Origin of the sequence: Streptomyces sp. NBC_00249 (genome assembly GCF_026342355.1) — a bacterium.
Lineage (GTDB): Bacteria > Actinomycetota > Actinomycetes > Streptomycetales > Streptomycetaceae > Streptomyces.
In genome coordinates this window covers 258,102-278,710 of the sequence record NZ_JAPEMV010000003.1, presented here as the reverse complement: position 1 = coordinate 278,710, position 20,609 = coordinate 258,102, and the positions used below count along the sequence as shown (strand labels likewise).

The window sequence follows — 20,609 nt, the reverse complement described above, 5'->3', positions numbered from 1 at the left end:
ACCACTACCCAATTTAGGCGCTTCTCCCATTGCCCGCATTCCGGGGTGACGTGGTCGTCGGCCTCTGCCATGGCGCATCGAGTGGTACGACAACTCATCCGACCAGGGCTACCATCTGCGACTTTCCCCCACACAAGACGCCTGAACCAGCACCGAACCAGCACGGGAGTCAGCACCGCATCCCCAAAACAGGTGCAACTCTGCAATTCCGGCAGGGACTTCCGACCCGCTTCAGGAGGTGTCCGAGGGGATCGGTTCGGGCCTTGTGGTTGTCGGGCACACTCAGATGGGGTTGATTGTGATGACGCGCCACATATACCGGTGCCCTGCGGACTCCTACGTTGTGGCCACACCCGACGTCCCCGCAGACCCCTGGAAGTGGTGCACATGGCCTCCCCCGCAGCCGCCCCGAAGGCCCCGTCAGGCATCAGACGGATCGTCGCCGCCAGTCTCGTCGGGACCACGGTCGAGTGGTACGACTTCTTCCTCTACGGCTCCGCCGCCGCCCTCGTGTTCAACACGCTGTTCTTCCCGACCAGCGACCCCCTGGTGGGGACGCTGCTCGCGTTCCTCACCTACGCGGTCGGCTTCGCCGCCCGGCCGCTGGGCGGTGTGGTGTTCGGGCACTACGGCGACCGGATCGGGCGCAAGAAGCTGCTCGTGCTCAGTCTGCTGCTGATGGGCGGGGCCACCTTCGCGATCGGGCTGCTGCCCACCCATGCCAGCGTCGGCGCCGCCGCGCCCGTGCTGCTGACCGTGCTGCGGCTGGTGCAGGGCTTCGCGCTGGGCGGGGAATGGGGCGGGGCGGTGCTGCTCGTCGCCGAGCACGGGGACGACCGCAACCGGGGGTTCTGGGCCTCCTGGCCGCAGGCCGGGGCGCCCGGCGGCAATCTGCTGGCCACGGGGGTACTGGCGCTGCTCGCCGCCGTGCAGTCCGACGAGGCCTTCCTCGCCTGGGGCTGGCGCGTGCCCTTCCTGCTCTCGGGCGTGCTGGTGGTGATCGGGCTGTGGATCCGCGTGTCGGTCTCGGAGTCCCCCGCGTTCCTGGAGGCCAAGGCACGGGCCGAGGCCGCGGAGGCCGCCGGGGCGCGGTCCGCGCCGCCGGTCGTGGAGGTGCTGCGCACCAGCTGGCGGAGCGTGCTCACCGCCATCGGCACGCGGCTGGGCGAGAACGTCTCGTACTACGTCCTGACCGCGTTCCTCCTCGTCTACGTCACCGTCCACCTCGGCCTGCCCAAGAGCGACGCCCTGAACGCCGTACTCATCGGCTCGGCCGTGCACTTCGTGACGATCCCGCTCTGGGGGGCCCTGTCGGACCGGGTCGGCCGGCGCGCGGTCACCCTCGTCGGGTCGGTGGGCATGGCGGGCTGGGCGTTCGCCTTCTTCGCCCTGCTCGACTCCCGCTCCTTCCCGGTGATCGCCGGCGCGGTGACCGCGGGGCTGCTCCTGCACGGGGCGATGTACGGTCCGCAGGCGGCGTTCATCTCGGAGATGTTCGACACCCGGGTCCGCTACTCGGGTGCCTCCATGGGTTCCCAGCTCGCCTCGCTCGTCGGCGGCGCCCTCGCCCCGATCATCGCCGTGGAACTGCTGAAGGACTACGGCTCCTCCTTCCCCGTCTCCCTCTACCTCTGCGCCGCCGCGCTGGTCACCACGGTGACGGTGCTGTTCGCCCGTGAGACCAGGGGCCGCAGCCTGGGCAAGGACGCCGCGGGCGGCTCCGTCACGGTCCCCGCGCCCACCCGGCCCGGTTCCGCCCCCGTCGGCGGCTGACGCCGCGGGCGCCCGTATGCTCACCACCGTGACGGAGCCCGGCGAGGAGCGGACCCGGTCCGCGACGGGCGAGCTGCTCCGGCTGCTCGCCCGGGGCGCGACGGCCGAGGAACTGGCGCGGCCGGCGGCGGCCGCCCGCGCCGCGGGGGCGCCCGCCGAGCGGCTGGCCGCCCTGGACGGGGCGACGCGCACGGCCCTGGAGATCCACCGGACCCTGAACCGGCACCGCACCCGCGAGGCCGAACTGACGGCGCTGTTCGACACCGCCGGGGACCTGGCGGCGCTGCGCGACCTGGACTCCGTACTGCGGGCCATCACGCACCGCGCGAAGCAGCTGCTGCACACCGACGTCACCTACCTGTCGCTGGGTGACGAGGCGGCGGGCGACACCTACATGCGGGTCACCGACGGTTCGGTGTCGGCGGCCTTCCAGCAGCTGCGCCTCGGGATGGGCGAGGGCCTCGGCGGGCTCGTCGCCCAGACCGCCCGCCCGTACGCCACGGGCGACTACCAGAGCGACCCCCGCTTCCGGCACACCCCCACGATCGACGGCGCCGTCGCCGAGGAGGACCTGCACGCCATCCTGGGCGTACCGCTGCGGCTGGGGCCGAAGGTGATCGGGGTGCTCTTCGCCGCCGACCGCACCCCGCGCGCGTTCAGCCCGCGCGAGGTGGCCCTGCTGTCCTCGCTGGCCGACCACGCCGCCATCGCCATCGACGGGGCCCGGCTGCTGGAGGAGACCCGCCGGGCGCTGGCCGAACTGGGCGTGGCCTCCCGCACCATCCAGGAGAGCAGCGACGCGCTGCGCCGGGCCGAGGAGGCCCACGACCGGCTCACCGGTCTCGTCCTGCGCGGCGGGGACATCGGCGAGGTGGCGGCGGCGATCGGCGCGCTCCTGGGCGGGGGGACCCTCGTCCACGACGCCGACGGTACGGAGCTGGCGCGCGCGGGAGCGGACCCGCTGCCGCCGCCCGGCGAGGCGGTCGCGGCCTCCCGGGGCGGGGGGCGGGCGGTGCCCCGGGCGGGGACCTGGGTGTGCGCCGTCCTGGCGGGCCCCGAACTCCTCGGCAGCATCACCCTGATCGGCTTCTACCGGCCTCGACGCCGGCGACCGGCGCCTGTTCGAGCGCGCCGCCATGGTGACGGCCCTGCTGTTGCTCCTGCGCCGGTCGGTCGCCGAGACCGAGGACCGGATACGGGGGGAGCTGCTCGGCGACCTGCTCAGCCCGGCCGCGGATCCGGACGGCCTGGCGGACCGGGCCCGCCGGCTGGGTGTGGAACTGGCCCGCCCGCACGCCCTGTTCGTCCTGCACAGCGACGCCGCCCCCAGGCCCCGGCTGCTGGCCGCGGCCGCGCACCACGCCCGCGAACGGCGGGGCCTGGCGGGCGTGCACCACGACCACGCCGTCCTGCTGGCGCCCTCGCAGGACCCCGGGACGGACGCCCCGTCCCTGGCCGCCGCGCTGGGCCGTGCCGTCGGCGGCCCGGTGACGGTGGGAGCGGCCGGCGCGGGGCCCGGCCCGGCGGGGCTGCCCGCCGCGCACGCGGAGGCGCTGCGCTGCCTGTCGACCCTGCGCGCGCTGGGTCGTACGGGCGACGGGAGCACCCTGGCCGACCTCGGGTTCCTCGGGGTGCTGCTGGGCGACCGGCCCGATCTGAGCGGCTACGTCCGGGCCGTGCTGGGGCCGGTCCTCGACTACGACGCCCGGCGCGGCAGCGACCTGCTGCGGACCCTGCGGGTGTGGTTCGCGACCGGCATGAGCCAGTCCCGGGCCAAGGACGCCCTGCACGTCCACGTCAACACGGTCGTGCAGCGGCTGGAGCGGATCGGCCAGCTTCTGGGTCCGGACTGGCAGTCGCCCGACCGGGCGCTGGAACTCCAACTGGCCCTGCGGCTGCACCAGGTGTCGACCCGGCCCGGTCCCACGATGTCCGAATAGGGGCGCGCGGGAGCCGTGACGACCCGGCTAAGATCACGGCATGGTCACAGCCCGCTCGCACGCCCGCGCGTCAGCGGGTCCGTTGCGTCTGCTCGGGCTGGCCGCGCTGCTGCTGGGGCTGTTCTGGACGCACGTCGCCGACGCGCACGGTGTGGCCGGGCATCTCGGCGCCGGGCCGACGGTTTCGGTGCGGGCCGCGTCGGCCGCGCCGTCCCCCGGGTCCTCGTACGCCCACGCCGCGACCCCGGTCTCCGGGCCCGCCCTGGGCCCCGTACCGGCGTCGCTCGCCCCCGCCGACGGGCACGCGCCGGCGCATCCCGCGCACGAGTGCGTGCCGCTGCCGCCCCGGCAGGGCTCCGCCGGGGACGCGCCGCCCGCCGGGCTGCCCGTCGCGCCGTGGTGTTCGGCGGACGGTCCCGCGTACCCGCACGCGGGCGGCGGGTCCCGGCCGTTCCTGTCCGCCGCGCCGCCCTCGGGGGCTCCGGCCGTCCTGCGCCTGTAGACCGCGCGGCCCCGCACCGTGCGACCCGTCGCCCTTCCACATGCCCGGAACGGCCTTTTGGGATGATTTATCCCTATTCTTGGCGCCCGAGTGCCGAAGTACCCACGTGCCAGCGTGATCCCCGCCCCCGCCCTCCGGAGGAACCGTGTCCCGCCGCCCCCGCTCACGACCGGCCCGCCCGGGCCGGCCACGGGCGGGTGCGCTGTTCGTCGGGATCCTGAGCGCACTGCTCCTCGCCGTCCTGCACTGCCCCTCGTACCTGCCCGGCGACGCCCATCACGGACACGGTCCGGGCCAGGGGCACGCCCTCGCGCTCGGCTCGTCCGGCTCGTCGGCCGCTGGAGTCGCGCCACAGCACGGCCCTACGGAACCGGACCGTCCGGCGCTGCCCCACCAGGGCCACGGCCCCGACTGCGCCGCCTCCGCCCCGGCCACCCCGGCCCAGCCCGAGTCCCCCTCCCCCGCCGGAACCGCCGCGCTCCCCCGCGCCGACGCGGTCCGCCCGCCCCCGGCCCGGGCCGCGCCGCCCGGTGCGGACGGGCCGCTGACGGACCGTTCCGGGCGGACCACGCTCACCAGCGTCTGTCGATGGCGCGTCTAGACCGCTCCCGTAGAGCCGTTCGCAGCGGCTGACGTCCGAGCGACCACCTGACGCACCATCGACCGAGAGCGGAACCATGCACTCCTCGACCACCGACCTCACACCTCCCGCCCGCACCACCCTGTCCGGGCTGGTCGGCAACACTCCCCTGCTCCGCGTGTCGGAGCCGCTCGCCCCCGCCGGACGCGGTTTCTGGGCGAAGCTCGAAGGCTTCAACCCCGGCGGCATCAAGGACCGGCCGGGCCTGCACATGGTCGAACGGGCCCGCGCCCGCGGCGACCTGGCGCCCGGAGCCCGGATCATCGAGTCCACCAGCGGCACCCTCGGCCTCGGCCTCGCCCTGGCCGGCATGGTCCACGGGCACCCGGTCACCCTGGTCACCGACCCGGGGCTGGAGACCTCGATGACCCGGCTGCTGACGGCGTACGGGGCGCAGGTCAACGTCGTCTCCGAGCCGCACCCCACCGGCGGCTGGCAGCAGGCCCGCCGCGACCGCGTCACCCAGCTGCTGGAGCGCCACCCCGGCTCCTGGTGCCCGGACCAGTACAACAACCCGGACAACACCACCGCCTACACCCCGCTCGCCCTGGAACTGGCCTCCGAGCTGGGCCACGTCGACGTGCTGGTGTGCAGCGTGGGCACCGGCGGGCACTCCGCGGGCGTCTCGCGCGTCCTGCGGCAGCTCTACCCCGGGCTGACGGTGGTGGGCGTGGACACCGTCGGCTCGACGATCTTCGGGCAGCCCGCCCGGACCCGGCTGATGCGGGGCCTCGGTTCGAGCATCTACCCCCGCAACGTGGCCTACGAGCAGTTCTCCGAGGTGCACTGGGTGGCTCCGGCGGAGGCCGTGTGGTCCTGCCGCCAGCTCGCGGCCTCGCACTACGCCACCGGCGGCTGGAGCGTGGGCGCGGTGGCCCTCGTCGCCGGCTGGCTGGCGCGGACCCTGCCCGGGGACTCCCGGATCGCGGCGGTCTTCCCCGACGGCCCGCAGCGCTACCTCGGGACGGTCTACGACGACGACTACTGCGCCGCCCACGGTCTCCTCGACGCGCCTCCGGCCGCGGAACCCGACACGATCGGCCGGCTCGACGAGAAGGAGGTCACGCGCTGGACCCGGTGCGCCAGCGTGGTCGACCCGCTCTCGCTGGGCGGGGCGCGGGAGGACGCCCGATGAGGGGCACGCTCGCGCAGGTCCGTTCGTACGAGCGCAGCGTCCAGCTGCTGATGGTGAACCAGTTCACCATCAACCTGGGCTTCTACATGCTCATGCCGTACCTGGCCACGCACCTGGCGGGCCCCCTGGGGCTGGCCGGCTGGACGGTCGGGCTGATCCTCGGCGTCCGCAACTTCAGCCAGCAGGGCATGTTCCTGATCGGCGGGACGCTTGCCGACCGGCTCGGCTACAAGCCGATGATCATCGCCGGTCTGCTGCTGCGCGTCGCCGGTTTCGCGACGCTCGGCCTCGTCGAATCGGTGCCCGCGCTGATCGCCGCCTCGGCGGCGACGGGCCTGGCCGGGGCGCTGTTCAACCCGGCCACCCGGGCCTATCTGGCGGTGGACGCGGGCGAGCGGCGGGTGGAGGCCTTCGCCCTGTTCAACGTCTTCTACCAGGCGGGCATCCTGCTGGGCCCGCTGGCGGGGATGCTGCTGACGGGTGTGGACTTCAAGGTCACCTGCCTGGTGGCGGCGGGGATCTTCGCCCTGCTGAGCGTCGTGCAGGTCCGGGCCCTGCCCGCCCGCCGCGGCGACGACGCCGAGCAGCGGGCGGCGCAGCCCCGTACGGGTGTGTTCGCGCAGTGGCGCGGCATCCTGCGCAACCGGCCGTTCCTGCTCTTCTCCGTGGCCATGATCGGCTCGTACGTCCTGACGTTCCAGGTGTACATGGCGCTTCCGCTGGAGGTGCGGCGCCTCGGCGGCGAGGGCGCGTTCGGGACGGCGGCCGTGGCGGCGCTCTTCGCCGTGTCGGGGCTGAGCACGATCCTCTTCCAGACCCGGGTCACCGCCTGGTGCAAGGCCCGGATGGAGCCGGGCCGGGCCCTGTGCTGGGGGCTGCTGGTGATGGGGGTCGCCTTCGTGCCGCTGCTCGTGGCGACGGCGGCGCCGGCGGTGCAGGGCGGGCCGGGCCGGTGGCTGCTGGCCGGGGGCCCGCCGGCGCTGTCGGCGCTGCTGCTGGCGGTGGGGACGATGATCGCCTACCCCTTCGAGATGGACACCATCGTCCGGCTCTCGGGGGACCGTCTGGTGGCGACGCACTACGGCCTCTACAACACCGTCTGCGGGGTCGGGATCGCGCTCGGCAACCTGCTGACGGGCGCGGCCCTGGACGCCGCCCGGTCGGCGGGGATGTCCGCACTGCCGTGGCTGGCGCTGTGCGCCCTGGGCCTGGGATGCGCCGCCGCCCTGTACGGGCTGGAGCGTACGGGGCGCCTCGCGCCGCCGGTCCGCGAGGCACGGCCGGGGGCCCTGACGGCCTGACCGCATGGCCTGACGGCCCAACGGCCTAACGGTCCCATCCGGACCGACCGGTCCTCCCGGAAGCACACCGCACACCGACCCCAGGGGCGGGCGACACCGTCGCCCGCCCCTGGCTCGTTCCGGCGGGGGTGTTTGACATGACCCGGCCCCAAGACCATGATTCCACTAGTTCTCTCATGGAATTGAAAGGGGGGAAGCCGTGCGAGGCACGACCACGTCAGACCCGGCCGGGAGCCGGTGGGCCCTCGAGGCGCGCGGGCTGGGCAAGAGGTACCGCCGGAGCTGGGCCCTGCGGGACTGCTCCTTCCGGGTACCCGCCGGACGCATCACCGCCCTCGTGGGACCCAACGGGGCGGGCAAGAGCACCCTGCTGGCCATGGCGGCCGGCCTCACCGAGCCGTCGGCCGGCGAGCTGAGGCTCTTCGGCACCCCGGCCGGCTCGCCCGGGGTCATGCCCCGCTGGGCCCATCTCGGCCAGGACAAGCCGCTGTTCAAGAACTTCACGGTGGCGCAGACCCTGCGGATGGGCCAGGAGCTCAACCCGGGCTGGGACCAGGAGGTGGCCGAGCGGATCGCCGACGGGGGCCGGATCCCGCGGGACGCCAGGATCCGGGAGCTGTCGGGCGGCCAGCGGACCCGGGTCGCCTTCGCCCTCGCCTTCGGCAAGCGGCCCGAACTGCTGCTGCTGGACGAGCCGATGGCCGATCTCGATCCGGTCTCCCGGGACGAGACGACCGCGCTGCTCCTGTCGGAGGCGGCCGAGCACGGCACCACCGTGGTGATGTCCTCCCACCTGCTCAGCGAGATCGAGCACATGTGTGACTACGTCCTGGTCCTCGACCAGGGCCGGGTGCGCATGGCGGGCGAGGCCGACGAGCTGATCCCCATGCACACCCTGGTCACCGGGGTCACCACCCCGCAGGGGGAGCTCCCCGCCGGCCTGGGCGCCCACACCCTGATCGAATCGCGGGTCTCCGGGCGCCACTTCACCGCCCTGGTGCGGCGCGAGGGGCCGCTCGACAGCGCGTGGGAGCAGAGCTGGCCGAGCATGGAAGAGGTGCTGCTCGGCTACCTCCGCTCCCCCGAGGCCCCGGCCCTGCTCTCCCCGACCGCCGTCCCCGACCACCGAGAGGAGTCGGCGGCATGAACACGCTGACCCGAGACGTACCCGGTCAGGGCACGGCGCCCGCCCGGACCCGCCGGCTGCGCGGGCTCGCGTGGCTGCTGGTGAACCAGCACCGTACGGCCCTCGTCGTCTGCGCGGCGGCGGCCGTGCTCGGCTCGATCACCCTCGTCTACCAGCGGGCCGCGATGCTGGACACCCTGCACGGCGCCGGCTGGCCCCAGGGCGCCGTCGACACGCAAGGCGGCAACCTCGCCAACCGGATCCAGAACGACCTCAACTCGTGGGGCACCAACCTGAGCTCGCTGCCCCTGCTGCTGGGCGTGTTCCTCGGCGCCCCGCTCGTCTCCTCCGGCCAGCAGGACGGGACGGTCCGGCTGGTCACCACCCAGTCGGTGCCGCGGGGGCGCTGGCTGCGGTGGCAGGTCGGCTTCGCGCTGGTGCTCGCGGTGGTGACGGTCCTGCCCCTGAGCCTGCTCTACGGCTGGTGGTGGCGGTCGGTGGGGCCGTTCGCGCCCGACAACTGGCTGTCCGGCTCGCTGTTCGAGGCCTCGGGCCCGGTGCCGGCGGCCGAGGCCCTGTTCATGACCGCGCTCGGCATCACCGTCGGGGCGCTGCTCCGCCGGCCCGTCGCGGCCATGGCCGTGACGCTCGCGACCTCGTACGTCGTCGCCTTCGCGGTCGACGTGTACAAGGACCGGCTCGCCACTCCGCACCGCGTCACCTTCCCGCTGGACGGCGCCCAGCCGGCCTTCCTGGAGCACGCGGTCGAGGCGGACCGGTGGATCGGGACCGCCTCCGGGAAGCTCTACGGGTGGGGCACCTGCGTGAGCGACAGTTCGCCGGAGGCCTGCCGGGCCTCCCTCGGTATCGTGAACTCGGTCTGGGACTACTTCGGGAAAGAGCAGATGGCGGGCATGCAGTGGACCGCCGCCGGCCTCTACCTGGCCCTGGGCGCGGCCCTCGTCGGCGTGCTCGTGTGGCGCTCCCGGCGCGGACCCCTGTAGAGCGACCCCCTGTAGAGCGCCCCCCGGCGCAACCCTGGAGAAGAGAGAAGGAGGCGGGCACCGTGGTCGTGTTTCGCATCGAACGTCGCGGCGGGCTGCCCGCCTACCTCCAGATCGTCCAGCAGGTGGAGCAGGCGCTGCGCATGGGGGCGCTGGCCGAGGGGGACAAGCTGCCCACGGCGGCGCAGGTGGCCGCCACCACGAAGGTCAACCCCAACACCACGCTCAAGGCCTACCGGGAGCTGGAGCGTTCGGGACTGGTGGAGGTGCGGCAGGGTTCGGGCACTTTCATCACCCGTTCCCTGGCGAGCCCGGGGACCGCGCCGGAGTCCCCGTTGCGGCGCAGTCTCGGGGAGTGGATGGGCCAGGCGCGCGAGCAGGGGATGACGGCCGCGGAGGTCACCAGTCTGTTCGACACGGTCCTCGGGGAGAGCTATCCGGGCCACACACCCCCCTCCGGCCTTCCATTCATTACAGGATCATGAATACGATCTTTCATACCAAGTCAATACAGGGATCCCGACCTACTGTTCAGAGGTAACCCGCTTGATGCGTTCCTCTACCTCTGGATCCCACGATGTCTGCTGAATCACCGCGCCGCCGTACCGCGCTCGCCCTCACCACCGCCCTCACCGCCCTCGCGCTCCTCGCATCCGGCTGCGGGCTCGGCGGCTCGGACGGCAAGCGCATCCGCGTGGGCGTCTCCGGTGACTCCCCCGAGTGGGAGGTCCTCGCCAAGGAGGCGAAGAAGGAGGGCCTCACCGTCGAGCCGGTGGTCTTCGACGACTACTCGCTGCCCAACAAGGCCCTCGCCGCGGGCGACATCGAGCTCAACGCCTTCCAGCACCTGGTCTTCCTCGCGCAGTCCAACACCGAGAACAAGACCGACATCGCACCGATCGCCGCGACCACGGTGGTCCCGCTCGGCCTCTACTCCTCCAGGCACAAGCAGCTCACCGACCTCCCCGAGGGGGCCGAGGTCACCCTGCCCAACGACCCCGCCAACCAGGGCCGCGGCCTGCGCGTGCTGGAGCAGGCGAAGGTGATCGAACTGAAGAAGGACGCCGGGCTGTTCGCCACCCCGGACGACATCACCTCCAACCCCAAGCACATCAAGCTCACCCCGGTGAACGCCCAGCAGACCCCGCGCACCCTCAAGGACGCCGACGCCGCGATCATCAACGACGGGGTGGCGCAGCTCGCCGGCATCGACGCGAAGAGCGCCCTGTTCAAGGACGACCCCACCAGCCCGCAGTCCGTCCCGTACCTCAACGTCATCGCCGCCCGCGCCGACCGCAAGGACGACCCGGACTTCGAGAAGATCGTGAAGCTGTACGCCTCCAAGCCCGTGCAGGACGAGGTCCGCCGCACCAGCAACGGCACCGCCCACCACATCGAACTGCCCGCCGCCGAGCTGCGGGCCGAGCTCGGCCGGATCCGCGAGCAGCTCGCCCGATGAGCGCCGCGATCGAACTGCGCGGGGTGACCAAGGAGTTCCCCGGCGGGACCCGCGCCGTCGACGGCGTGAGCCTGACGGTGGACAAGGGCAGCGTCTTCGGGGTCGTCGGGCACAGCGGCGCGGGCAAGTCCACCCTGCTGCGCCTGGTCAACGGCCTGGAGGAGCCGACGTCGGGCAGCGTCCTGGTCGGCGGCCAGGACCTCGCCACGCTGGGCGAACGTCGACTGCGGCCCGTCCGCCGCGACATCGGCATGATCTTCCAGCAGTTCAACCTCTTCCGCTCCCGCACCGTCCTCGGCAACGTGCTCTACCCGCTGCGCCTGGCGGGGACCGACCGCGCCACCGCCCGGGCCCGCGCCGAGGAGACCCTGGAGTTCGTCGGCCTCTCCGGGCACGGCGGGCGCTACCCGGAGCAGCTCTCGGGCGGTCAGCGCCAGCGCGTCGGCATCGCCCGCGCGCTCGCCACCCGCCCCAAGGTGCTGCTGTGCGACGAGGCCACGTCCGCCCTCGATCCGCAGACCACGGGCGAGGTGCTGGCCCTGCTGCGGCGGGTCAACCGCGAACTGGGCGTCACCGTCCTGCTGATCACCCACGAGATGGAGGTCGTCCGCACCCTGTGCGACCGGGTGGCGGTCATGGAGGACGGGAAGGTCGTGGAGAGCGGAGAGGTCTACGAGGTGTTCGCGCGTCCGCGCCACCGGACCACGGCCGCCTTCGTGCGCTCCGCCCTGCACAGCGAGCCCGACGACCCGCAGCTGGAGCGGCTGCGGGCCCGCCACCCGGGCCGGCTGGTGACCGTACCGGTCGTCGACGGCGAGCCGGTCATGGACCGGCTGTCGCCACTGCTGCGCGAGCACGGGGTCGACTTCACCCTCGTGCACGGGGGCGTCGGCGAGGTGAGCGGGCGTCCGCTGGGCAGTGTGACCCTCGCCCTGCGGGGCACGCCGGGCGGGGTCGAGGCCGTGGCCGCGGCCCTGGCCGGGCCGGCGCGCCGGGAAGCGGGTGTCCGGTGAAGGCGGACTGGAGCACGTTCTGGCCGAAGGTCGTCGACGCCACCGGCGAGACCGTCTACATGGTGCTGATCACGCTGGCGCTGTCCACCGTCTGCGGGCTCGCGGTCGGTCTCGCCCTCTACGCCACGCGCAAGGGCGGGGTGCTGCCGAACCGGGTGGTCCACGCGGTCCTGGGGACCTTCATCAACATCGTCCGGCCGGTGCCGTTCATCATCGCCATCGTGGCGCTCGCCCCCGTCACCCGGGCGGTGGTCGGCACGATGATCGGCACGGATGCCGCGATCTTCCCGATGACGATCGTGGCCACCTTCGGGATCGCCCGGATCGTGGAGTCCAACCTGCTGTCCGTGGAACCGGGCGTGGTCGAGGCGGCCCGGTCGATGGGGGCCGGGCCGCTGCGGATCCTGCTGACGGTGCTCGTCCCCGAGGCCCTCGGACCGCTGGTCCTCGGTCTGACCTTCATGCTCGTCGCGCTGATCGACTTCTCGGCGGTGGCCGGGACGGTCGGCGGGGGCGGTGTCGGCAACCTGGCCATGACCTACGGCTACCTCCGCTTCGACACCTCGGTGATGGTGGTCACGGTGCTGGTCCTGATCGTCCTCGTGCAGTCGGCGCAGTTCCTGGGAAACCGGCTCTCGCGCCGGATCCTGCGGCGCTGACCGGCCCTCAGCCGCGCGGTGCCGCGGCCAGGGCCGTGGTGACCACCAGGGGCGGGCGCGTCCGCTCCGCCGCCCAGGTACGGCTGTCGAGGAGGTCCGGGGCCACGAGGTCCCGGGCCTCCTCGACGGTGGGGCGGTGCTGGACGACGTCCCGGAAACCGGACCGCTCCAGCAGGGCGGGGAGGAGGGCGACCGGCCAGGCGTGGTTCTGCACCTCCTGCCAGGAGCCGTCCGTGCGCAGCAGCCGTACGGTCAGCGGCTCCCCGGCCGCGTACGACCCGCCGGGCTCGCCGATGCGCAGTGAGGCGTAGTCGAGGCCGACGCAGTCGGGGTCGGTGGCGAGCAGGACGAACGGGGCGCCGGGGCGCAGCAGTCGGCGGATCTCGCCGAACACGCCGAGCACGGTGTCCTCGTCGGGCAGGGAGGCGAGGACGTGGTTGCACATGACGGCGTCCGCGCAGCCGTCCGCGAGGCCGGCGACCCGTCCGTCGACGACGAGGTGGTACTCGGCCACCGTCGGGGCGGTGGTCCGGGCCAGCTCCAGCATCTGCGGGGAGGTGTCGGCCCCCAGGACCCGCGCTCCGAACCGCCGGGCGGCGTGCTCGGCCACCTTGCCCGGCCCGCACCCGTAGTCGACGAGGACCTCGCCCGGGCGGATCCGGCGGGCCAGGGCCCGGAAGACGAACGGATAGCCGAGCAGCCAGTCCGTGGCGGCCTCGACGGCCGCGAAGGCCCGGGCCCCCTCGGGTCCGGACCAGGCGGCCCCGTCCTCGGTTTCGGCCGTGTCGTCGGCCCCGTCCCGTTCCGTGCCCAGCGGTGTATCGCTCACGGCCCCACTATCGCCCCGGCACCGGTGCCTCCGCGCGCTGCGACACGGCCGGGGCGGGGTCCGTGCCCGGTTCCTTGAGGCCGATCCGGTCGTGGAGGCGGCGCAGGGGGGCCGGGGCCCACCAGTTGGCGGGGCCTGCCAGGCGCATCAGGGCGGGGACCAGGACGCCCCGGATCAAGGTCGCGTCCACCGCGACGGCCAGGGCCATGCCGACGCCCAGCTGCTTGAGGAAGACCACCTGGCCGGTGGCGTAGGTGGCGAAGGACACCGCGAGGATCAGGGCGGCCGCCGTCACCAGGGGTGCGCTGCGGGCGATGCCGAGGGGCACCGAGCCCAGGGCGTCGCCGGTGCGGTCGTACTCCTCCTTGATGCGGGCGAGGAGGAAGACCTCGTAGTCCATCGAGAGGCCGTACGCGATGCAGAACATCAGGATCGGGATGCTCGGCTCGATCACCCCGGTGGGGGTGAAGCCGAGCAGGCCCGAGAGGTGGCCCTCCTGGAAGACCAGGACCAGGACCCCGAAGATCACGGACAGGCTCAGCAGGTTGAGCACGGTGGCCTTCAGCGGGGCGACGAGGCTGCCGGTCATGAGGAAGAGCAGGGCGAAGGTCACCACCACGATCAGGGTGCCCACCAGCGGCAGCCGCCGCGTCACCCCGTCGCGGTAGTCGGTGAGTTCGGCCGGGTATCCCCCGGCCTCGACGGCGAAGGGCGCGGGCAGGGCGCGGATCTCGCGGACCAGCCCCGTCGGGTCGCTCTCCAGCCGCGCGGAGGCGGGGATGACGGTGAGGCGCTGCCCGCCGGCCGCGCTGAAGGCACCGGCGGGGGCGGGGCCGGTCAGCCGCCCGTCGCGGTAGGAGCCGGCTGCCGTGTCGACCCGGGCCACGCCCGTGATCCGGGAGAGCCCGGCGGCGTAGGGGCCCACCGCCTCCGGGGTGCCCGCCGGGGCGACCAGCTGTACGGCGTCGGACTCCTCGACGGTGAACCCCTCCCGGATCCGGTCGTGGGTCTGGCGGGCGGGCGCCGACGCGGGCAGCACCCGGTCGTCGGGCAGCCCGAACCGTACGTCCAGGAAGGGTGCTCCGAGGAGCAGCAGGACGGCCAGGGCCGCGCCTCCGTACGCCAGCGGGCGGCGCATGACCCGGGTCGCGGCGCGGAACCAGAAGCCCTCGGTCTCGGCGGGGACGGGCCCGCGCCGGACCACGCGCCGGCCGAGCAGGGCGAGCGCGGCGGGGAGCAGCACGGTGGCGCCGGTGACGGCCGCGAGGACGACCGCGACGCCCGCGTAGGCGAAGGACCGCAGGAAGGGGAAGGGGAAGGCGAGCAGCGCCGACAGGGAGGCGGCCACGGTCACCGCGCTGAACAGGACGGTGCGGCCCGCGCCGCGTACGGTGCGGGCGAGGGCGTCCGCCGTGGAGTCCCCGCGGCGCAGTTCCTCGCGGAAGCGGTGGACGACGAACAGGCCGTAGTCGACGCCGAGTCCGATGCCCATCACGAGGGCGATGTTGGAGGCGAAGGTGGAGACGTCGGTGAAGGCGACCACGGCGCGGAGCAGGGCGAGGGAGCCGAGGACGGCGAACAGTCCGGTGCCGAGGGTGACCAGCGCGGCGGACAGCCGCCGGTAGGTCCACCAGAGCAGCAGCAGGACCAGGGGGAGGATGACGAGTTCGGCGCGCAGGAAGTCCTTGCGGGCCTGTTCCATGGTCTGCCGGAAGACCTCGTCGCCGCCGCCGACCTGGACGGTGACGGTCTCGGTGGTGCGGGTGAAGTCCGGGGCCAGTGCGGGCAGCACCTCGCGGCGTACGTGGCTCGCGTCGCCGGGCAGCCAGGCCAGGACCAGTGCCTGCCGGCCGTCGTCGCCGCGCAGGGTGTCGGAGCGGCCCTCGCTCCAGTACGACCAGGCGCGGGCGACTCCCGGCCGGGCGGCGAGCTCGCGGGTGAGGTCCGCTCCCGCGCGGGCGACGGCGTCCTCGTCGACGGTGCCGTGGCGGGCCGTCACCAGCAGGGCCAGGTTGGGGCTGCCGGTGCCGTAGTTCCGGGCCAGGGCGTCGCGGACCCGCATGGACTCCGAGCCCGGGGCCTCGAAGCGGTTGAGCGAGAGCGCGTCGAGCGTTCCGGCGCCGACGGCGCCCGCGAGCAGAGTGATGGCGATGCCGAACGCCACGATCCATCGTGCCCGTTCCGCGATGAACCTGCCGATCACGGTTCCCCCTTGCCGGTAGTATTTACGAATGATGATTCGTGTTTGATGCCGCGGTGAGATTACGAATGATCATTCGCATTTTTCAAGTGGTGCCCACGGGCTGAGATCTGACGGAGGTTCGGATGACGGGGACGACGGTGCCCAGACGACGGCAGGCACGCGGCGAACTGCGGATGGCGCAGATCCTCGACGCCTCGGCGGTGGTCTTCGCGCGCGCCGGGTACGAGAAGGCGACCACGGTCGCCATCGCGGCGGAGGCGGGCATCTCGCCCGGCTCGCTCTACCAGTTCTTCGCCAACAAGGAGGCGCTCGCGCAGGCGCTCGCCGACCGCTTCGTCACCCAGCTGAGGGCGGCGCACCAGGAGGCCTTCGACGAGGCGCACTTCACGGGCGTACCGCTCGACGCCCTGCTCGACCGGATGGTCGACCCGATCGTCGCCTTCAACGTGGCCAACCCGGGCTTCAAGGCCCTCTTCGCCCGCCCGGACATGCCGGCCGGCCTGGCCGACGCGGCCAGGCCGATCCAGTCGGCCCTGCTGACCCGGACCGAGGCGATGATCGGCGCCCGCGCGCCCGGGCTGCCGGCCGCGGAGCGGTCCCGGACGGCGCGCGTGGCCATCCAGATCTTCCAGGCGATGGTGCCCCTGGTGGTGGCCGCCGAGGGCGCCGAACGGGCCGCGCTGGTGCGCGAGTTGAAGCGCGCGCTGCACGGGTACCTGGCCGCCGACATCGCCTGACGGGAGCCGGGGAGAGCGCGTCCGGCTATTCGGCGGCGGCGACCGGGGCGGGTCCGGACCCGGGTGCGGGTACCGGCAGGAGGGCCTTGGCGGCGAGGGCCGCGACGGCGCAGCAGGCGACGGGCAGCAGCAGGGCGGCGTCGAGCGGCACCGGGCGGGTGAGCGGGCCGATCACCGCCGGGCCCGCCAGCATGCCCAGGTAGCCCAGGCCCGCCACGCGGGAGACGTTGGCCCCGGCGGCCTGCGGATCGGCGTGGCCGGCGGCGCTGAACAGCTGGGGCACGCAGCCGGACAGCCCGGCCCCGAAGAGGGTCCAGCCGGCCAGGGCCGCCGGCACCCCGGGCGCGACGACGGCCAGGGTCAGACCGGCCGCGGCGAGGCCGGCCCCGTGGCGCAGGACGGCGACCGGGCCGAAGCGCGCCGCGAGCCGGTCGGTGAGGAGGCGGCCGACGGTCATGGCGGTGGCGAAGGCCCCGTAGGCGAGCGCGGCGGTGGCCGCGGGAGCGCCGAACGCGTCCCGCAGGTGGAGGGCGCTCCAGTCGTTGGCCACTCCCTCGCAGAGCATGAGCGCGAAGGCGAGGGCGGCGAGGATCCGTATGCGGGAGCGGGCACGGGAGCCGGAGCGGGAGCCGGAGCGGGAGCCGCCGGGGTCGCGGGGCTCGGGGGCCGTCGCGGGCTCCCGGGGCAGGAGGGCGGGGGCGGCGAGGAGGGCGAGGACGCACCCGACGGCGGCGGTGGCGCCGAGTGTCGTGGCGGCGCCCAGCCCGAGGCTCAGGGTGAGGGCGCCGGCCAGGGCCGCGAGGACGCCCCCGAGGGAGAACACTGCATGGAAGGCGGACATGACGGGCCGCCCCAGCCCGCGTTCGACCTGGACGGCATGGGTGTTCATCGCGACGTCGAGGCAGCCGTTGCCGAAGCCGAGCAGCAGCAGGGCCGCGCCCAGCGTCGGGGTGTCGGCGGCCAGCCCCGGCAGGACGAGCGCGGCGGCGCACAAGACGGCTCCGGCCGGTACGGCCCTGCGGGCACCGAAACGGTCGGTGAGCGGTCCGGCCAGCCGCATGCCCGCGAAGGCTCCGGCGCCCAGGAGCAGCAGGAGCCAGCCGAGGGTCGCGTGGGTGGCGCCGGTGCGGTGCTCGACGGCGGGGATGTGGACGATCCACATCCCCATGACGAAGCCGTTGAGGGCGAAGTAGCCGAAGGTGGCGCGGCGCGCGCTGCGCAGCGGCCTCGTGAGGGATCTCGTTCTCTGCATGGAAACGAACATAACAAACACAGATCATGTGCGGAACTTGCATTTCAAACAGCAGATCTGTTCAATGTGAGCATGAGTGGTATGAGCGCAGACCGTTTGAAGCAGATCACCGACGCCGTCCGCGAGGCCGGCCGGCGCAGCGTCGCCGAGCTCGCGGAGCTCACCGGCGCCTCCGAGATGACCGTCCGCCGCGACCTGGAGGCCCTGGCCGAGCAGGGCGTCCTGGAGCGCTACCGGGGCGGCGCCCGGACCCTGCTGCTGCGCGGCGAGGAGACCCCCTTCGCGCTGCGCGCCGGGGACGGGGTGGAGACCAAGCGGCGGATCGCCGCCGAGGTGGCCTCGCTCCTCGCGGACGGGGAGTCGGTGGTCCTCGACAGCGGCACCACCTGCCTGGAGGTGGCCCGGGCCCTGCACCAGCGCCGGCTGACCGTCATGCCCCTGTCCCTGCAGGCCGCCAACGCCCTCGCCGACGCACCCCGGCTGACCCTCCTGCTGCCCGGCGGCCGGCCCCGGCGCGGGGAACTGGCGCTGACCGGACCCCTGACCGAGGCCTCCCTCGCAGCCCTGCGCTTCGACACCGCCGTCATCGGCTGCTGCGGGCTGACCGCGGCCGACGGCCTGACCGCCTACGACCTGGCCGACGCCGCCGTCAAGCGCGCCGCCGTCGCCTCCGCGCGGCGCGTCATCGCCGTCACCGAGTCCGGGAAGCTCTCCCGTACGGCCCTGGCCCACGTACTGCCCGCCTCCGCACTGCACGCCGTCGTCACCGACCAGGCGGCGCCGCAGGAAGAGACCGACGCCCTGGCCGCGGCCGGCGTCACCGTACGGAAGGTGTGAGGCGATGCCCGCGACCCTGCTCTTCGACCTGTTCGGCGTCATCGCCCGCCACCAGTCCCCCGAGGGGAGGCAGCGCCTGCTGGCGACGGCCGGCGCGGCCTCGCCTCAGTCCTTCTGGGAGGCGTACTGGGACCTGCGCCCCGCCTACGACCGCGGTGAGCTCGACGGCCCCGGCTACTGGCGCCTGGTGGCCGGCGCCCTCGGCACCCGCTTCGACGCGGAGCGGACCGCCGCCCTCGTCGAGGCCGATGTCGCGAGCTGGAGCGCCGTCGACGAGGAGATGGTGGCCCTGACCGGGGAACTGGCCGCCTCCGGACGGGACATCGCGCTCCTGTCGAACATCCCGGAGGAACTCGCCGTGCACTACGAGGAACAGCAGGCCTGGCTCGCCCGGTTCCGGGTCCGCGCCTTCTCCTGCCGGATCGGGTACGCCAAACCACAGCCCGGCGCCTACGCGTGGGCCCTGCGGGCCCTCGGGGAGCCGCCCGGCGCGGTCCTCTTCGTCGACGACCGCCAGGAGAACGTCGATGCCGCCCGGGCCCTGGGCCTGCGGGGACACCTCTTCACCTCGGCCGCCGCCCTGCGCGAGGCCCTCGGACGGGAGTGACGCCCCGTCAGCGGTAGCGGTCGGCCAGGGTGGCGACGGCCCGGGCGACGGCGCGGCGCAGTCCGGGCGGGCCCAGGACCTCCGCCTCGGCGCCCAGGCGCAGCAGGTCCCCGACCGCGAGGGCCTCGCCCTCGACGGGGAGACGGACGCGGAGCCAGCCCTCCGGGTCGCCGGGCCCGGGCGGCTCCGCGGCCTCGACGGCCCGTACGCCCGCCGCGCCGAACTGCATGGGCAGGAGCAGCGCACCGCGCGGGGAGATCCGCAGCAGGGCGGTCGTCCGGTGCCGGGCTGCCTCCAGCTGGGCGGCGGACTCCCGCCAATACGCGGCGAGTTCGAAACCCGCGGGCCGTTCGAAGCCTTCGGGGAGGGTCTCCACGGCCAGGAACCGCCGCACTCGGTAGCTCCGTACGTGCCGTTCGGCGCCGCCGTCGCCCTCCGCCCGCTCCGGGGCGGTCCGTGCGACGAGGTACCAGATGCCGCCCTTGAGGACCAGGCCCAGCGGATGGAGCTCGCGGCGGACCTCGCCGCGCGGGCGGCCGTAGTGGGTGCGCAGGACGCGCTGGTCCCACACCGCCCGGGCGATCGGCGCGAGGTGCGGGACGGGGTCCGCCTCCCGGAACCATGCGGTGGCGTCGAGGTGGAAGCGTTCCTCGACGAGCCGGGCCCGCTCGGCGGAGACGGCCGGGAGCGCCGCCCGCAGCTTGAGCCGGGCCACGGCCAGATCGGCCCCGAGTCCGAGTTCACCGGCGGGCCCGGGCATGCCCGCGAGGACGAGGGAGCCGGCCTGGGTGTCGGTGAGTCCGGTGAGCCGGGTGCGGTAGCCGTCCGTCAGCCGGTAGCCGCCCGCCGGTCCGCGCTCGGCCAGCACGGGCACGCCGGAGGCGCCGAGCGCCTCGATGTCGCGGTGGACGGTACGGACCGACACCTCCAGGGCGGCGGCGAGCTGCGGCGCCGTCATCCGGCCCCGGTTCTGGAGCAGCAGGAGCAGGGAGAGGAGGCGGTCGGCGCGCATGGACTCCATTGTCTCGGCCGTACCTGACAGAAGGTGTCAGGTACGGCGGACAGTCTGGTTCCACGCCGGGCGGGGAAGCCGTCCGGCGCGACGACCGGAAGGACCGCCCCCCATGTCATCCGTAGCAGAGACCACCGACGCGCACACCACTCCCGTGGAGGGCGCTCCGGTGGAGACCACCGGCAGTTTCACCTTCGCCGACTGGGAGGAGCAGCCCGTCGGCGCGGCGGACGGCGCACCGCGCCTGGCCCGCGCGAAGGTCGTCAACCATTTCTCCGGCGGGATCGAGGCGCCCGGGACCTCCTGCGCGTACACGATCGCCTACACCGGTGAGAACGTCGGCACCTACACCGGCATGGAGTTGCTGGCCGGCACGGTCGACGGGCGTGCGGGGTCCTTCGTCCTGGAGGAGCGCGGTTCCTTCGACGCGGAAGGCACCCGCTGCGCCTTCACCGTGGTGCCCGGCTCGGGCACGGGCGCGCTGGCGGGTCTGAGCGGCTCGGGCGGGTTCGTCCACCGCCACGGGACGGAGGCCGTCCCGTACACGTTCACGTACGCGCTGGCGCACCCGTCGGCCTGA

The 20,609-nt window shown here is 73.9% G+C and carries 19 protein-coding genes and 1 pseudogene; 16 read left to right on the top strand and 4 right to left on the bottom strand.

Features of this window, described 5'->3' with window-relative positions:
- The first annotated feature begins 387 nt into the window (after positions 1 to 387).
- The 12 genes and pseudogenes from OOK31_RS15580 (at position 388) to OOK31_RS15525 (ending at position 12,552) form a co-directional block, all read left to right on the top strand.
- Positions 388 to 1,773: an MFS transporter gene (locus OOK31_RS15580; protein ID WP_267013117.1), complete on the top strand. Its 1,386-nt coding sequence runs from the start codon at positions 388 to 390 to the stop codon at positions 1,771 to 1,773.
- A gap of 16 nt (positions 1,774 to 1,789) precedes the next feature.
- A pseudogene (locus tag OOK31_RS15575) lies at positions 1,790 to 3,713 on the top strand (helix-turn-helix domain-containing protein).
- Between the two features lie 40 nt (positions 3,714 to 3,753).
- A complete protein-coding gene (locus OOK31_RS15570; protein WP_267013116.1) occupies positions 3,754 to 4,215 on the top strand; it encodes a hypothetical protein in 462 nt (153 codons plus the stop codon).
- Positions 4,216 to 4,360: 145 nt separating this feature from the next.
- Positions 4,361 to 4,816: a hypothetical protein gene (locus tag OOK31_RS15565; RefSeq protein WP_267013115.1), complete on the top strand. Its 456-nt coding sequence runs from the start codon at positions 4,361 to 4,363 to the stop codon at positions 4,814 to 4,816.
- Positions 4,817 to 4,892: 76 nt separating this feature from the next.
- On the top strand, positions 4,893 to 5,990 hold the full coding sequence (locus tag OOK31_RS15560; RefSeq protein WP_267013114.1) for a PLP-dependent cysteine synthase family protein: 1,098 nt from the start codon (positions 4,893 to 4,895) through the stop codon (positions 5,988 to 5,990).
- Entirely contained in the window at positions 5,987 to 7,291 is a 1,305-nt protein-coding gene (locus OOK31_RS15555) for an MFS transporter (RefSeq protein ID WP_267013113.1), read from the top strand. Before OOK31_RS15560 ends, OOK31_RS15555 begins: the two co-directional genes overlap by 4 nt.
- A 199-nt stretch (positions 7,292 to 7,490) precedes the next feature.
- Positions 7,491 to 8,438, top strand: coding sequence for an ABC transporter ATP-binding protein (locus tag OOK31_RS15550; protein ID WP_267013112.1), 948 nt, complete (start codon positions 7,491 to 7,493; stop codon positions 8,436 to 8,438).
- Positions 8,435 to 9,421 carry an ABC transporter permease gene (locus OOK31_RS15545; protein WP_267013111.1) on the top strand — a complete coding sequence of 329 codons (987 nt, stop codon included), beginning with the start codon at positions 8,435 to 8,437 and terminating at the stop codon, positions 9,419 to 9,421. The genes OOK31_RS15550 and OOK31_RS15545 overlap by 4 nt, the downstream gene beginning before the upstream one ends.
- Before the next feature lie 62 nt (positions 9,422 to 9,483).
- Positions 9,484 to 9,906: a GntR family transcriptional regulator gene (locus tag OOK31_RS15540; RefSeq protein ID WP_267013110.1), complete on the top strand. Its 423-nt coding sequence runs from the start codon at positions 9,484 to 9,486 to the stop codon at positions 9,904 to 9,906.
- Positions 9,907 to 9,998: 92 nt separating this feature from the next.
- Positions 9,999 to 10,880 carry a MetQ/NlpA family ABC transporter substrate-binding protein gene (locus tag OOK31_RS15535; protein WP_267013109.1) on the top strand — a complete coding sequence of 294 codons (882 nt, stop codon included), beginning with the start codon at positions 9,999 to 10,001 and terminating at the stop codon, positions 10,878 to 10,880.
- Positions 10,877 to 11,893, top strand: coding sequence for a methionine ABC transporter ATP-binding protein (locus tag OOK31_RS15530; protein ID WP_267013108.1), 1,017 nt, complete (start codon positions 10,877 to 10,879; stop codon positions 11,891 to 11,893). The genes OOK31_RS15535 and OOK31_RS15530 overlap by 4 nt, the downstream gene beginning before the upstream one ends.
- Positions 11,890 to 12,552: a methionine ABC transporter permease gene (locus tag OOK31_RS15525; RefSeq protein ID WP_267013107.1), complete on the top strand. Its 663-nt coding sequence runs from the start codon at positions 11,890 to 11,892 to the stop codon at positions 12,550 to 12,552. Before OOK31_RS15530 ends, OOK31_RS15525 begins: the two co-directional genes overlap by 4 nt.
- 7 nt (positions 12,553 to 12,559) lie before the next feature.
- Here OOK31_RS15525 and OOK31_RS15520 read toward each other — a convergent pair whose 3' ends face one another.
- On the bottom strand, positions 12,560 to 13,381 hold the full coding sequence (locus OOK31_RS15520) for a bifunctional 2-polyprenyl-6-hydroxyphenol methylase/3-demethylubiquinol 3-O-methyltransferase UbiG (protein ID WP_267013106.1): 822 nt from the start codon (positions 13,379 to 13,381) through the stop codon (positions 12,560 to 12,562).
- Positions 13,382 to 13,388: 7 nt separating this feature from the next.
- Entirely contained in the window at positions 13,389 to 15,584 is a 2,196-nt protein-coding gene (locus tag OOK31_RS15515) for an MMPL family transporter (protein ID WP_267013105.1), read from the bottom strand.
- A gap of 122 nt (positions 15,585 to 15,706) precedes the next feature.
- On the opposite strand from OOK31_RS15515, the gene OOK31_RS15510 reads away from it, so the two are divergent.
- Positions 15,707 to 16,321, top strand: a complete 615-nt coding sequence (locus tag OOK31_RS15510; RefSeq protein WP_267013104.1) for a TetR/AcrR family transcriptional regulator — start codon at positions 15,707 to 15,709, stop codon at positions 16,319 to 16,321.
- Positions 16,322 to 16,346: 25 nt separating this feature from the next.
- Here OOK31_RS15510 and OOK31_RS15505 read toward each other — a convergent pair whose 3' ends face one another.
- Positions 16,347 to 17,573, bottom strand: a complete 1,227-nt coding sequence (locus tag OOK31_RS15505; protein WP_267013103.1) for an MFS transporter — start codon at positions 17,571 to 17,573, stop codon at positions 16,347 to 16,349.
- Between the two features lie 72 nt (positions 17,574 to 17,645).
- Between OOK31_RS15505 and OOK31_RS15500 the strand changes: the two genes are divergently transcribed.
- Positions 17,646 to 18,410: a DeoR/GlpR family DNA-binding transcription regulator gene (locus OOK31_RS15500; protein ID WP_267013102.1), complete on the top strand. Its 765-nt coding sequence runs from the start codon at positions 17,646 to 17,648 to the stop codon at positions 18,408 to 18,410.
- A 4-nt stretch (positions 18,411 to 18,414) separates the two neighbouring features.
- Entirely contained in the window at positions 18,415 to 19,017 is a 603-nt protein-coding gene (locus tag OOK31_RS15495) for an HAD family phosphatase (RefSeq protein WP_267013101.1), read from the top strand.
- Between the two features lie 7 nt (positions 19,018 to 19,024).
- On the opposite strand, the gene OOK31_RS15490 is transcribed toward OOK31_RS15495, so the two are convergent.
- Positions 19,025 to 20,029 (bottom strand): YafY family protein, encoded by a 1,005-nt coding sequence (locus OOK31_RS15490; protein WP_267013100.1) that lies wholly within the window; start codon positions 20,027 to 20,029, stop codon positions 19,025 to 19,027.
- 112 nt (positions 20,030 to 20,141) lie between these two features.
- Here OOK31_RS15490 and OOK31_RS15485 point away from each other — a divergent pair, with 112 nt between their 5' ends.
- Positions 20,142 to 20,609: a DUF3224 domain-containing protein gene (locus OOK31_RS15485; protein ID WP_267013099.1), complete on the top strand. Its 468-nt coding sequence runs from the start codon at positions 20,142 to 20,144 to the stop codon at positions 20,607 to 20,609.

Bases quoted from the DNA above. Each gene is read 5' to 3' on its own strand.
- OOK31_RS15495 (WP_267013101.1), top strand. From the start codon at position 18,415: ATGCCCGCGACCCTGCTCTTCGACCTGTTCGGCGTCATCGCCCGCCAC.
- OOK31_RS15545 (WP_267013111.1), top strand. From the start codon at position 8,435: ATGAACACGCTGACCCGAGACGTACCCGGTCAGGGCACGGCGCCCGCC.
- OOK31_RS15535 (WP_267013109.1), top strand. From the start codon at position 9,999: ATGTCTGCTGAATCACCGCGCCGCCGTACCGCGCTCGCCCTCACCACC.
- OOK31_RS15500 (WP_267013102.1), top strand. From the start codon at position 17,646: ATGAGTGGTATGAGCGCAGACCGTTTGAAGCAGATCACCGACGCCGTC.
- OOK31_RS15555 (WP_267013113.1), top strand. From the start codon at position 5,987: ATGAGGGGCACGCTCGCGCAGGTCCGTTCGTACGAGCGCAGCGTCCAG.
- OOK31_RS15580 (WP_267013117.1), top strand. From the start codon at position 388: ATGGCCTCCCCCGCAGCCGCCCCGAAGGCCCCGTCAGGCATCAGACGG.
- OOK31_RS15560 (WP_267013114.1), top strand. From the start codon at position 4,893: ATGCACTCCTCGACCACCGACCTCACACCTCCCGCCCGCACCACCCTG.
- OOK31_RS15505 (WP_267013103.1), bottom strand. From the start codon at position 17,573: ATGCAGAGAACGAGATCCCTCACGAGGCCGCTGCGCAGCGCGCGCCGC.
- OOK31_RS15485 (WP_267013099.1), top strand. From the start codon at position 20,142: ATGTCATCCGTAGCAGAGACCACCGACGCGCACACCACTCCCGTGGAG.
- OOK31_RS15570 (WP_267013116.1), top strand. From the start codon at position 3,754: ATGGTCACAGCCCGCTCGCACGCCCGCGCGTCAGCGGGTCCGTTGCGT.
- OOK31_RS15510 (WP_267013104.1), top strand. From the start codon at position 15,707: ATGACGGGGACGACGGTGCCCAGACGACGGCAGGCACGCGGCGAACTG.
- OOK31_RS15530 (WP_267013108.1), top strand. From the start codon at position 10,877: ATGAGCGCCGCGATCGAACTGCGCGGGGTGACCAAGGAGTTCCCCGGC.
- OOK31_RS15490 (WP_267013100.1), bottom strand. From the start codon at position 20,029: ATGCGCGCCGACCGCCTCCTCTCCCTGCTCCTGCTGCTCCAGAACCGG.